Below are 12,836 nucleotides of genomic sequence, written 5' to 3'. Positions count from 1 at the left end.
TTAATGATAAAGCCCTGCGATGTTAAGCAGGGCTTGTTTCTATTATGAGGAAATACTGTATGTATTCTAGTTGATTAATCTGAGAAATCTCTAAACAAGACCTCAAGTTCACTTTCATTTTCAATGTTACCGTCACTAATAAATTTTTCAATTTCTATAGTTCCATCAGCCATAAATTCTACTTCCCATTTTTGGCCAGGTACAGTGACCTCAACTAAAATACTGTCTCTTATCTTATTAAGACGATAGTAGATTTTTCTTTCTTCCAACTTGTTTAGAAATTCAATTAAGTTTTTCAATGTATTCATTTTGTACTCCTATCTGTTAAATCGGCTATCAGTTAGTAGTTTGTAAATTGTTTTAAAACCTGGATCACCACTTTGGGCCCGTCTTTGTATTTCAGCCAGAGTTAATGTTAAGATGCTGTCCCAACTTGGTGAGCCAGGAGGTAGTGGAGCATTTCTAATGCTTCCCTTTTTGTTTTTTAAGATTTCCGAAACAGTCTTATTCTTATTAGCTGCAAAAAACACTTGACCATAAATCTCTTCAAAGGCAGATACTATACTACTTGCCATAACTGAAAATGCTTCTTTAAATGCACTAACAATACCATCCCATTTTGGGGCTATATCATCCCAGTAGTAAGCAATTATAGCAATACCGCCTACAGCCACAATAGCTGCAATAATGTCACCAATTGGAAGGGGACCGTCAAGCCCTGCTGCTGCAAGCCCTCCACCCATAGCCATAAAAGTATACCTTACAAGTGTTGGCAAGTTTAATGCTATTAATCGTGTGTTTAAGATATCTAAAGCATCTGCTGGAGAAGCAGCAGCCATCATAATCATAGGTTTATCTATAGTAATTTCAACTCCCTTGATTACGGTGATATTATTATCTTCCGTATTTAGTAGTTGATTATTGTGTATCTTGTTCTTAATATCTTCTTTTACTTTCATCTTGTCATAATCCGGGTCAACATACTTTTTATGAATTTCCAATAATTCATAATCTTCATTTTCTATAAATGTTACAAATTTCTCCTTTGCTTCTGGTGATAAACTATTAAAAACTTCTTGTGCTGCTTTAATAGCTTGCTTCTCTTTATTTGACTGTTTAGTGGCTGCACTGACAGTCTGTGTTAATGTTGTAAATGTAATTGCAAAACATAGCACAAATGAAATTGACTTTGTAAGGAATTTTTTCATTGTTTATCGACCTCCATTGTTTATTTTGCTTTGATTACTTAAATTCTGTTTGCTCTTTTTTACCACCTCCATTTGTAATTGCAATTTGTAGTTTCTTTATTATAGCTACAATGCAAGAATTAATATAATCCAAATATTACCAAATGTCAATAGGATACTTTTATAATAAAACTACTAAAAGCAAATCTATGTTCAAGAAGATTCTAAAAACTGGTAGACAAAAAAACCATTTTAATTAATGAACTTTACATACCTGGATTATTATGCTACAATATAGTACAAAAATCACATTAGCAAACAATTTATAACATTATATTATAAAATGTTACATCTATAATAAGGTATTATACTGACATTAATTGTAACATGCTTTAGTAATGATATTAGACTTAGTCATTATATGCGAGCTACTATATAATGACAGTTTAATTTATACAAATTAAAAGGAGGTTAGGAAAATGACCAAGACAAAAAAGGCACTGCCTTGGTTCTAGTAGTGATATTTCTTATGACTTTTATGACTACTCCAGTAAATGCGGCTTACTCGTATTATAATACTTATTAATTTACCACTGGAGCCTTGTGGTGGAAATAAAAATTCACTGCAAAAGTTTACAGAGATCCAAATTGGTTTAGAGTGTGGTATGGAAGTGATAAAGTATCTTCTGGTTTTGAGTACAAAAACAATACAGAAGTTGTTTTGACTCAGTCTAGGAGTTTTAATTTTGATAGTCAAACAAAATTTTCCCTTAATCCTGAAGTTGATTTTTCTGGCTATAAAGTCCCTGCTAAGGTGGGCGGTTCAATTGAGAAAACTTCAAAGAAATCTTGGGGTATTACAAATATTTCGACAAGAACAATTGAGAAAACTGCTCCTAAAGGTTACTACAGTTATAACGTATGTATGAATCTCTACAAAATAAAGATTGAAAAATACTCAGGTAAAACTAAAAAAGGTACTATTCAGTTTTTTGTGCCAAGAAGCGAAGCATTTCGCGCAGTCGTTTACAATAAGAAAAATGCATCCTATAGCGGAGTTACATTGTACTAATAATCTATAGTTTCGCTTAGTAATCACCGGGTGAATGCAGGAAGATATACCGTCTATCTTCCTGCATTAAATTATAAGTAATCTAGGAGGAATGACAAATGAAATTTAAGAAATTCAGTCAATTATTTGCATTATTAGTTCTAATTATTACTATTTTTACATCATGCACGAAAAGTAATACTGGAAGGCATGGCAAAGAGCTGGATTTTGCAAGCAATGGATCAAAAGTTTTTATTAATACAAAAAGTTCAAATGTACTTTCTTTGAATATAGCTTTGTTTTCAAATAATAAAATCTCAGATGTTAAGTATATAGGACTTGAAGGCAGTAATATAAATAATGCTGATTTTGATGTTAATATTATAGATAATACTGTGAATGAGCTAAATAGATTTAAATATAAGGGATTATATACAAAATATATTATGTTAGAAATCACAAAGAAGAATGAGGCAGTTCAAAGCTGTGAGTTTAACAAGCTTGTTCTAAATGTAGATGGGGAGCGTCGAGATATAAATTTTTCAACCCCAGTTAAGCATCAGTTTGTAGAAGGAAATGTTTTTACTGAGGCTCTTGAAATCTCTGTTATACCTAATGAGTTTGCAGCAAGTTTTATAAATAATAAAGACGCTAGTGCAATATATGAATTTACTGCTACTAAAGACCTAACCATTGAAAGAGTTTATTTTGATGATTTTTTAGAACCTATAGATATATTCTATTCAATTAATAATAGTCAACCACAGAGTGCAATATTTCCGATAAATGTTAGTAATGGTGATCAGATAAATATAGGTTTTTCAATTGATTCTAAAATAGTTGATTCTAATAGCTATGTTTCAACGAACTTAATTTTTGAATATAAAACAAATAATAGTGATGAGAATATTTATAATAGTGTCTTTGTAGTTTTTGATCCAATTTACCCATTGACTGATAATGAATTCAAAAATATTGAACAGTTAATAGATGGGATAATTTCAAATGACGAGTAAGGAGAATACTTATGAGAAAATTGCTTCCTTTTCTTTGTATTATTTTTCTACTAACTTCGTGTATCTTTGGTGTTCTATATTTTCTTTCATCTAAAAACAACGACTGTCATCAAAGGAAGAATGATTAATTCTTCTGATGTTGCACAAAATAGAAATGTTGTTGTTATTGATGAGTTCACTGAAAGTCTTCTTTTTCCTAAAAAGGACTCCATTGGTAAACAAATTAGATTAAAAGTTGATATTCCGGGGTTTTCAAACAATTCCATCAATTCAGATAATGCTTCAGAAATAAAAAAATGCACAATTATTGGAGTGGTTAAGAGCGGATATCATGGAAAAAAAGAAAGAATGAAATATAACAAATATATTTCGAATTTAAAAGAAACTATAAATTTGAATACAGTCATATATACACCTAAATCATATTTGCTACAGAATTTTGAAACTTCTGATCAAAAAATCATTGCATGGTCAACTAATGATATAAAAGCAATGCAACTAATAAAAAAATCAATAGAATTATTTAAAAACCAAAGTTTAAAAGAATTTACCTCATATGATCTTGTTGATAAAGACACCGTGCTTCGGCAGGCAAAAGAAAATCTTGAGCCTATACGAATTTTTCTTGTTCTAATTATGGTTGTCTTATTGATAATTTCAGGAATTAACGCAATGAGCATTATGTTCTTTTCTGTTAAAGAAAGAATAAACGAGATTGGAATAAAAAAAGCCTTAGGGGCTACTAAAATTGAAATTCTAAACCAATTTATCATTGAGGGAATGATGATGGCATTTATTGCGGCAGTTATTTCAGTGCTATTAAGCATAGTAACTGTACTAATTGTGCAAAAATATCTAAATGAGAGTCTTTTTATTCTCTTTGAAATTAATTTAACTGTATTAAATATTTTGATACCTTTTTTTATATCCATAATTTATGGATTTGCTTTTAGTGTGATTCCGAGTTATTACGGTGCCAAAATAAAAGTAACTGATTCACTAAGATTTGAGTAGTAATCTAAGCATTCTTAACTATTTAGGCAAGATCTAAATCGACTTGTCAACCTGTACCTGATATATAATCATAAAAAAGGCTACTCCCCTATAAAGTACAGCTGGGAGTAGCCTTTACTTTTTATTTCTGCTTTACATATGCTTTACCACTGGCAGCAGGTACCCGGGATTTACCCACAAACAATACCAGGGTGATGATTGTTACTACATAGGGAATCATGGAAATCAGGTTAGGGGATATTACATTGCCCGAACCCAGTAGAACCTTTAAGCCATTACACAATCCGAACAGTAGACAAGCCCCCATGGCTCCCTGAGGAGTGAATTTGCCGAAGATAACAGCGGCTATGGCAATAAAGCCTTGGCCGACAATAACTTCGGGACGAAACTGACTTACAGTGCACAAGGTAACATAAGCACCACCCAGTCCTGACAGGAAGCCGGAAGCAATCACGGCAATGTAGCGGGTGCGGTACACGTTGATACCTTGAGTTTCGCAAGCCTTAGGATGTTCACCTACGGCCCGAAGACGCATACCGAATCTGGTTTTGTAGAAGATAAACCAGACGATAGCCACTGCCACAAAAGCTAGATAAGTAGCGACGTAGGTGTTAAGTACATTATTCCAAAAGCTTCCCACTTCAAAGACTCCGTTAAAGAGCTTGGGCAACTTTTGAACTGTGTCCAGGGGAGGAGTGTTTGAGGATTGCTCAAACAGCGCTTTGCATACGAAGATAGCTACCCCGGGAGCCAAAAAGTTTATGGCGGTACCGGATATGGTCTGGTCGGCCCCGAAGGAGACACAGGCTATGGCGTGAATTAGTCCAAAGAGTGCACCTACCAGTCCTCCGCATAAAAATGCCAGCCAAGCATTGCCGGTGAAATGGGCGACTGCCGCACCTACAAAGGCGCCGATGGTCATCATGCCTTCAATACCGATGTTTACGACGCCACTTCGTTCTGAAAAAGTGGAGCCCAGTGCAGCATAAAGCAAAGGAGGTGTAGCTATCAGTGTGGCATTAATAACCAAGCCGAGGTTTTTAATCAGTTCTTCCATTTAATTGTCCTCCTTTTTCTTTTGTCGTCTTGTAATGATATAACGGAATACATGGGATATAGCAATAAATAGTACGATGGTACCCATAATAATGTCAACCACTTCGGTGGGAGCATCAATAAGATTAAGCTTTGAGCCACCGTATTTCATGGCTCCGTAAAACAGCCCTGCAAATATACAGCCAATAGGGTGAGAACTTGCAATTAACGCAACAGTAATTCCCTGAAAGCCAAAGCCTTCCTGGCCGGCAAATTGGCTAATACGCATGGAATTACCCATCAACTGTATGGCACCCCCTAAAGCTGCCAGAGCCCCCGACAAACTCATGGCTATATACATAGTCTTGTTGGAATTAATACCGCCGTATTTGGCCGCGTGAGGATTAAGACCGACAGCCTGCACCCGGTAGCCAAGAGTGGTTTTGGTAAGGATAAACCAAATGGCAATTGCTGCAATGATTGCAAGGAAAATACCATAATTGGCTTTATCGTTCTTAAGTATATTCAGCACCGATTGAGGCAGCAAGATTCTTGCGGATTGTCGAATATCCTTAGAAGCTTCTCCGCCCCCTACCTTGTGAATAACTTCAGTGTTAATTACATAATTTGAGAGATAAAAGGCAATCCAGTTGAACATAATGAAGGATAAAACTTCGTTGATGCCAAACCTTACCCGTAGGATTGCCACCAGTAAACTCCATACCATGCCTGCGGCTATAGCAGCCAGCATACATAGTAAGACGTGCAATATAGGGGGAGCGTCCAATAGGATGCCTACGCACAAAGCAGCCAGTGAGCCTACGACATACTGTCCTTCGGCACCGATGTTAAAAACCCCCATCTTGTAGGAAAAGGCCACGCTCAATCCGGTAAACATCAGTGGGGTTGCATATATTACCGACCAAATAAGATATTTTGGCCGGCTAAACACGCTGTTAAACAACTTTGCATATGCTTCAAAGGGACTGAAGCCGGCTGACCATAGGAAAATGCCACCGACTAAAAACCCAAAGAAAATAGCAATGACGGTATACAGAGCATTTTGATGAAGTAGGCCTTGAGTAACATTTTTAACTATATTTCGGTTTGTCTTTTTGTTCTGATTGTTCTTTTGTTTCATGCTTGCTTCCTCCTGCCATCATCAGTCCTAGGACTTTTTCATCGGCCTGATCGCCGGGCACACTGCCTACAATTTTACCATTGTAAATAACTTCAATCCGGTCGGACAGGCTCATGATTTCATCCAGTTCAAAGGACACCAGTAGTACTGCCTTGTTCTTATTGCGCTGCTCCACAATATAACGGTGAACAAATTCTATGGCGCCTACATCCAAACCACGGGTGGGATTAACGGCAATAAGCAAATCCTTGTCGTTGGTAACTTCCCGGGCAATAATAACCTTCTGCTGGTTACCGCCGGAGAGTTTACCTACTTCTTTGACACCGTCTTCAGCACCACGGATGTCAAATTTGTCGGTCAGCTCTGCAGCGTGCTTATAAATGGCATCTTTCTTTAAAATACCCCGTTTAGAGAAGGGGGGAAGGTCATGATTTTGCAGCACCAGGTTGTAAGCTACCGAATAATCCAGTATCAGCCCGTGTTTTTGCCTGTCAGCCGGAATGCTGGATACACCCTTATCAAACAGGGTATGTGCATCGGCGTTAAATAAATCTTTGCCCCCTATGATAACCTTGCCGGCTTCACCTTTACGTAAACCGGTTAAAATCTCCACCAGTTCGGTCTGGCCATTGCCGTCCACACCGGCTAAGCCTACGATTTCGCCACGGCGTACCTGTAAATTCAAGCCCTTAAGCACTTCTACACCCCGGTAATCCTTGCAGTGAATATTCTGCACGTCGATAATGACTTCACCGGGCTCAATAGGCTGTTTGTCAACCACAAATTGAACATCCCGACCTACCATCATGGAAGCTAAATCATGTTCGCTGACTGCTTCTACATCGACGGTATCGATGTATTTGCCCTGACGGATAATAGTACATCTGTCGGCAGCAGCTTTGATTTCTTTTAGCTTATGGGTAATTAGCAGTACGGTTTTGCCGTCGGCTGTAAGGTTATGGATGATGTTAATCAATTCTTCGATTTCCTGAGGTGTTAAGGATGCAGTAGGCTCATCGAGAATAAGGATATTAGCACCCCGGTATAGCACCTTAAGGATTTCAACACGTTGCTGCATTCCAACCGAAATATCTTCAATTTTAGCGTCGGGGTCCACATGCATACCATAGCGCTCGGACAGTTCCAACACTTGCTGGCGTGCGCTTTTAATGTCCACTGTCATGCCTTTTGTGGGCTCCATGCCAAGGATAATATTTTCGGTAACGGTGAAGGGTTCTACCAACATGAAGTGCTGATGTACCATGCCGATGCCAAGTTCAATGGCATGGCGGGGATTCTCGATATGTACAGGAGAACCGAATATGGAAATGCTACCGGATGTCGGTTTATACAGCCCGTACAACACGTTCATCAGTGTGCTTTTTCCGGCGCCGTTTTCGCCAAGAATAGCGTGAACTTCGCCTTTGTTAACGGTTAGATTAATGTGATCGTTGGCCACGAAGTTACCGAACTTCTTGACGATATCAGTCATTTGAACGGCAACCACGTTTGAAGCAATATGGCTTGTTTTTTCCAAATCCGTTTTTCCTCCTTATATGTTTGTCTTATGGGAAATGCATAGTAAATATAATGTATATAATTTAAATAATAATAATATCTTCAAAGCCTTTGGCTGCAAGCAACCCGGCATAATATTCCATTTGATTAGCTGTGGGAATCTGTAGATTCTTTGCATATTGCGGACGAACCCCCATTGGACGATAGGATATAAGTTTATATCTAATAGGTCGAATGGGTAAGTAGGGACGAAGCATGTCACAGATTTGCATGATAGTTTGCTCACCATCGAAAAGACCGGGAGATATTACTGTACGGACCTCATACAGTTTGGCCTTCGAGGCGAGAAAACGTGCATTTTTCAAAATAATAGAGTTGTCCCACCCAGTTATCCGCTTGTGTTCTTCAGAATCATAAGCTTTAATGTCAAGCATTACTCCGTCGGTTGCGGCCAGCAAATCAGGATAGTGCTCAAAATCTAGGGTTCCATTGGAATCAATTAGGGTAGATAGGCCATGGGCCTGTACCAGGGTAAACAGCTTGGTTAAGAATGCCGGATACAGTGTGCATTCCCCGCCCGACACGGTGATTCCTCGGATAAAGGGGATTTGCTTTTGAACCACCTGCCATACCTGTTCAGGTGTCATATGGGCAGTTTTTGGGCTGCTGTCATAGGGACAGTTCTTGAAGCAGGTATCACAGTGGACGCATTTGACGGAATCGTAACTAACACGCTGATTTTTAAAGCTCAATGCTTCTGTGGGGCATGAGTTTACACATGCCCCACAGTGCATACATTTGCCTCGTGTTTCAGGGTTATGGCAATATAAACAGTTCATATTGCAGCCCTGCAGAAAGATTGCGGTACGGTTCCCGGGTCCGTCAACGGTGCTAAAGGGTATGATTTTGTTAACCGTAGCCAGCATAATCAGTGCACCTTTCTATCCAAAAACTTTCCATTTATTACTGCACCCATTCCCAAGGCGGTGGTATCATGAAGTACGTTCTGACCGCTCTTTAGCTTTTCGATTTCCGACCGTTTGACCAAATAGCCCGTTATACGGATAAGGTCGCTGTTCTTCTCATAGAAGGACAGATAGCGTATTTCCTTTCGGAAGGAGCCCTTAACAATATCCAGTATGTATTCGGGATTTTGGTGGACAGTAACATCAATTGGGAATATGTCCCCGGTTCCGGATGGGAAATATTTATGGAAATTATTAATTACCATAAGGTGATCAATCATTTCATCCGGTTCCTCTCCGATGGGGATACGAGTACCCGGCGAGATATTTTGATCTTCTGAAATTCCAACTTGAGCATGGAGCAGATAGTGACCCCCCGTTACTTCGCAGTAGGGACTTTGGTGTTTCTCGTTAAATTCATAAATCTGCTCAATAATGGATTTGCCAAGCTCAGTGGCGTACTTATCATGGCCGAAGCGGCCGTAACGACCCTCTTTTTCCAGTAGGATATTGACACATTCCGCAAGGCCAACCAGTCCAAACATGGCAGTAAAACGCTCACGGTGGATAAAGCCTTCCTTGGCCAGGAAGTTATTTTCAAAGAAGCCGCTTTCTTCAACCTCAAATCGCACTCGGGCATCCATGTAGCGAGCCATTATGTCCATTACATAGGGCAGCTGTTTAGATCGGAAATCTTCAACGGTGCTAGCCCTTTTTGCAATGTTACTAAGAATCAGACGGCAAAGGGTGTATGATCCGCCACCTAAGGGTAATCCGTTATAGCAGCTGGCAATCACATAATCATCTCCCAGTTCTTCCTTGAACATACGATGGTTGGCAAAACTGGGTTTGGCTGAATACAAGGCCGTTTTCACTGCTTGGATAGCGAAATCGTCATCTGTTACACCTTCTTCATATTTCAAGGTCAGATTGGGAACGGCTTGCTTAAGCTGGGCCTCCACCTCTAGCAGAAGGCGACCAGCCCTGGTAGGCTTGGGGCCTATATTAGCATGGGAGAAGGAGTCCAAAATAGTGCGATCTATATGTACTAAAAAGTTTTTCAGAAGTTTCTTTGCCGTATGATCGTCCACATCTTCCATAAAAGGTTCCAGCAAGGTGTCTAACTGTCCCAGATAAACCGGGAAGTTGGTCACACTTGGAACATGCTTGTAAAAAATCAGAAGACAATTAAGGGCCTCATACAAATCGGTCGGGGGCGCCAATTGCAGAAACTGGCTGCCTTCCTTCATGAATTTGGCATAGTCCGGGATAATATAGCGAGGACGAAGAGGAGCCTGTCCCTCGTTTAAGTCGCAGATACACTTACAATCTGCAGGGACCTTCATTAGCTCATCAAGTCCTTCCGGTAAATCCAATACTTCCAGCAAAGAATCGGCAGCATTGGCTAGTGATGCAACCTTTTGTTCATGAGTAAGTGTCGGACTTTTAATAATATCCAGTATTTTTTCCCGTGTTTCATTGACCCGTTCCATAGAAATGTCTCTCAATTGATCGCCACCCTTCCTTAATGGTAGATTATTTATTGAAATTGAAATGTTAAAATTAGTCTAATTCGTAGATGTCACCGTATTTAGCTTCAAAATCAGCTTGGGTCTTTGGAACGGTAATTTTACCGTCGATAATATCTTGCTTAGCTTGTTTTACATATTCTAAAACATCGCTAGGCAGGTTGGTGGTAGTAGGAGCAATGTCTACACCTTCGGATTTTAGGTCATAGATGATGAGACCGGACTGAACATTACCTTCTTTTACGGCTTTAGAAATTTCAAAGCATGCATTGTCAACCCGCTTCATGGCCGAGGTTAGAATATTTTCAGGAGCCAGAGGAGATTGGTCGCTGTCTACACCGATTGCCCATTTACCTGCGTCCTTACAGCCTTCGATTACACCCAGACCTGTGCCCCCTGCTGCGTGGAAGATTACATCTGCGCCATTAGTAATCATGGTGGTAGCAGCGGATTTACCGGTTTCGGTGCTTCCGAAGGAGTTAGCGTTAAACTGCAGGATAGTAGCATCGGGATTGGCATCCTTTACGCCGGCTAGATAACCATAACCGAATTCGTTCATGGTCTGGCTAACCATACCAATAACAAAACCTACGGTGTTGGTCTTAGTCATTTTACCGGCAACAAGACCAACGAGATAGGAAGCCTGGCTTTGTTCGAACATTAGGCAGGTAACGTTAGGTAAATCAATGGAAGCATCGTCAATGATGGCGAACTTCTGATTGGGATTGTCTTCAGCTGCTTTCTTTGTGGCATCAGCCAGCATATATCCTACACAGATAATAAGGTCATATTCTTCATCGATGAAGGCCTCAATATTGGGAGCATAGTCTGCATCGGTTGCAGATTCAGCATAGCGAACTTCTACACCAAGCTCCTTTTGAGCCCGTTGCAGACCTTCCCAAGCAGACTGGTTAAATGAACCATCGTTTACACCGCCAACGTCGGTAACCATACCTATTTTAATTTTCTTTCCACTTTTGGAGCTGTCGGTATTTTTCCCCCCACATGCGGTTAAGGAAAACACCATAATTGCAGATAATAGTAATACTAAAATTTTTTTCATAATCATTCTCCTTTCTTTTTTTAATTTTAATTAAATGAAGTTAGCTAATTACATCTCCTTGTTAGCAGATGTAATATTTAAACCAGGTATATGAGTCCGCATAATCTACAGCATTAATTATAGAAAACCCAAAAACAAGCCTTTTGGTGGACTTTTTGAGTTTTCTATTTTTTATCTTTAATTTGCGGTTTGGATTTAGCCTCCATTTAATTAAAATTACAAGTATATTATACCATAAGATACAATATTTTTCTCTAAATATTCAATATTTTGTACATAACGACATAATTTGTGTAGAAACATGGGGAAAGCCCAAGATAAACTAATAGTAGTGAAGAGATAGCTGCTTAACTGATAAGATTTTTACTTGAAATACTTTCTATTTATAAATACAATAATCTTAGTTAATGTCTGCTAAATACATTTTAAATTAATGGGGGAATCTTATGGATGTAATGTTAGAAATACTTAAGTATATTCAATCGTTTTCAAATAAAACATTGGATACCTTTTTTGAAATTGTAACAATACTTGGAGAGGATATATTCTTTATAATTGTTATCGGGATTTTTTATTGGTGTTTTAATAAGACCTTTGGATATAAACTTGCATTTGTTTATATTACTAGTGGAGCAATAAATACTATAATAAAAGAAATTGTTAAGTTACCAAGACCTATAGGATATGAAGGAATAAAATCAATTAGAGTAAAAACTGCCGGGGGATATTCATTTCCAAGTGGACACACACAGCAATCAAGCTCATTATTTACAACATTAATGATAGAGTTTAAGAAGAAATGGCTTTATTTCATTGGTGTATTAGGGATGTTTTTAGTTGGTTTTTCAAGAATGTATCTAGGAGTTCATTGGCCGATAGATGTTATTGGAGGATTAATTATTGGGATATTATGGACAACAATTGTAACTAAGGTATTTGCTTGGTCTAAGGATAAGGATAATCCTATAATTATTGGAGTTCTTGTAATACCAATGATTATATGTCTATTGATTTTTAAAACAGCTACTTATTATAAGGCTGTTGGTACACTAATTGCATTATGGCTTGGCTATATTATTGAAGATAAATATATTAAATATGTAACAAAAGCAATATGGTGGAAGCAAATCAATAAATTTGTAATAGGTTTTTTTGGCCTGATTTTAATTAAAGTGTACTTTAAAAAACTACTACCCCTTAACATATACAGTGATTTTTTAAGATATGCCTTAATGGGGATTTGGATGACAGTGATATCTCCGATAATCTATCGTAGCTTACATATAGAGGAAAATTAAGATTAATGAACTTACTGAT

12 protein-coding genes are annotated in these 12,836 nt (G+C 38.3%); 4 read left to right on the top strand and 8 right to left on the bottom strand.

Translation table 11 applies throughout. The features are described from left to right. Positions 1-74 precede the first annotated feature (74 nt). Together SD1D_RS06900 and SD1D_RS06895 are read right to left on the bottom strand one after the other, a co-directional pair. Positions 75-308 carry a hypothetical protein gene (locus SD1D_RS06900; protein WP_058258259.1) on the bottom strand — a complete coding sequence of 78 codons (234 nt, stop codon included), beginning with the start codon at positions 306-308 and terminating at the stop codon, positions 75-77. Positions 309-317: 9 nt separating this feature from the next. Then, positions 318-1,208 (bottom strand): hypothetical protein, encoded by an 891-nt coding sequence (locus SD1D_RS06895; protein WP_058258258.1) that lies wholly within the window; start codon positions 1,206-1,208, stop codon positions 318-320. A gap of 637 nt (positions 1,209-1,845) precedes the next feature. On the opposite strand from SD1D_RS06895, the gene SD1D_RS06890 reads away from it, so the two are divergent. From SD1D_RS06890 to SD1D_RS06880, 3 genes are all read left to right on the top strand, one after another. Then, entirely contained in the window at positions 1,846-2,259 is a 414-nt protein-coding gene (locus tag SD1D_RS06890; RefSeq protein WP_058258257.1) for a hypothetical protein, read from the top strand. Between the two features lie 98 nt (positions 2,260-2,357). Beyond that, entirely contained in the window at positions 2,358-3,254 is an 897-nt protein-coding gene (locus tag SD1D_RS06885; RefSeq protein WP_058258256.1) for a hypothetical protein, read from the top strand. 69 nt (positions 3,255-3,323) lie between these two features. Next, positions 3,324-4,268 (top strand): ABC transporter permease, encoded by a 945-nt coding sequence (locus tag SD1D_RS06880; RefSeq protein ID WP_278319637.1) that lies wholly within the window; start codon positions 3,324-3,326, stop codon positions 4,266-4,268. Positions 4,269-4,389: 121 nt separating this feature from the next. Here the strand turns inward: SD1D_RS06880 and SD1D_RS06875 are convergent, their stop codons facing one another. The 6 genes from SD1D_RS06875 to SD1D_RS06850 all read right to left on the bottom strand — a co-directional run bounded on the left by SD1D_RS06875 (position 4,390) and on the right by SD1D_RS06850 (position 11,519). After that, on the bottom strand, positions 4,390-5,325 hold the full coding sequence (locus SD1D_RS06875) for an ABC transporter permease (protein ID WP_058258254.1): 936 nt from the start codon (positions 5,323-5,325) through the stop codon (positions 4,390-4,392). Next, entirely contained in the window at positions 5,326-6,444 is a 1,119-nt protein-coding gene (locus SD1D_RS06870; RefSeq protein WP_087758837.1) for an ABC transporter permease, read from the bottom strand. Next, positions 6,395-7,936: an ABC transporter ATP-binding protein gene (locus tag SD1D_RS06865; RefSeq protein WP_058259223.1), complete on the bottom strand. Its 1,542-nt coding sequence runs from the start codon at positions 7,934-7,936 to the stop codon at positions 6,395-6,397. Before SD1D_RS06865 ends, SD1D_RS06870 begins: the two co-directional genes overlap by 50 nt. Before the next feature lie 109 nt (positions 7,937-8,045). After that, positions 8,046-8,888, bottom strand: coding sequence for a YjjW family glycine radical enzyme activase (locus SD1D_RS06860; protein ID WP_058258253.1), 843 nt, complete (start codon positions 8,886-8,888; stop codon positions 8,046-8,048). A 2-nt stretch (positions 8,889-8,890) separates the two neighbouring features. Next, positions 8,891-10,435, bottom strand: coding sequence for a YjjI family glycine radical enzyme (locus SD1D_RS06855; RefSeq protein ID WP_058258252.1), 1,545 nt, complete (start codon positions 10,433-10,435; stop codon positions 8,891-8,893). Positions 10,436-10,490: 55 nt separating this feature from the next. Next, the gene (locus SD1D_RS06850; RefSeq protein WP_087758833.1) at positions 10,491-11,519 is read right to left on the bottom strand and encodes a BMP family ABC transporter substrate-binding protein; all 1,029 of its coding nucleotides are present in this window, start codon (positions 11,517-11,519) and stop codon (positions 10,491-10,493) included. A gap of 446 nt (positions 11,520-11,965) precedes the next feature. Here SD1D_RS06850 and SD1D_RS06845 point away from each other — a divergent pair, with 446 nt between their 5' ends. Then, positions 11,966-12,817, top strand: a complete 852-nt coding sequence (locus SD1D_RS06845) for a phosphatase PAP2 family protein (protein ID WP_058258251.1) — start codon at positions 11,966-11,968, stop codon at positions 12,815-12,817. Positions 12,818-12,836 lie beyond the last annotated feature (19 nt).

It is taken from the genome of Herbinix luporum, assembly GCF_900070325.1.
GTDB classification, from domain to species: domain Bacteria; phylum Bacillota; class Clostridia; order Lachnospirales; family Lachnospiraceae; genus Mobilitalea; species Mobilitalea luporum.
The sequence above is the reverse complement of the archived record's forward strand: the minus strand, read 5'-3'. Positions and strand labels throughout refer to the sequence as shown.

What these genes read in the sequence shown, in the direction of transcription:
- SD1D_RS06845 (WP_058258251.1), top strand. Translation starts at nt 11,966, where the DNA reads ATGGATGTAATGTTAGAAATACTTAAGTATATTCAATCGTTTTCAAAT.
- SD1D_RS06875 (WP_058258254.1), bottom strand. Translation starts at nt 5,325, where the DNA reads ATGGAAGAACTGATTAAAAACCTCGGCTTGGTTATTAATGCCACACTG.
- SD1D_RS06850 (WP_087758833.1), bottom strand. Translation starts at nt 11,519, where the DNA reads ATGAAAAAAATTTTAGTATTACTATTATCTGCAATTATGGTGTTTTCC.
- SD1D_RS06895 (WP_058258258.1), bottom strand. Translation starts at nt 1,208, where the DNA reads ATGAAAAAATTCCTTACAAAGTCAATTTCATTTGTGCTATGTTTTGCA.
- SD1D_RS06870 (WP_087758837.1), bottom strand. Translation starts at nt 6,444, where the DNA reads ATGAAACAAAAGAACAATCAGAACAAAAAGACAAACCGAAATATAGTT.
- SD1D_RS06860 (WP_058258253.1), bottom strand. Translation starts at nt 8,888, where the DNA reads ATGCTGGCTACGGTTAACAAAATCATACCCTTTAGCACCGTTGACGGA.
- SD1D_RS06865 (WP_058259223.1), bottom strand. Translation starts at nt 7,936, where the DNA reads ATGACTGATATCGTCAAGAAGTTCGGTAACTTCGTGGCCAACGATCAC.
- SD1D_RS06885 (WP_058258256.1), top strand. Translation starts at nt 2,358, where the DNA reads ATGAAATTTAAGAAATTCAGTCAATTATTTGCATTATTAGTTCTAATT.
- SD1D_RS06900 (WP_058258259.1), bottom strand. Translation starts at nt 308, where the DNA reads ATGAATACATTGAAAAACTTAATTGAATTTCTAAACAAGTTGGAAGAA.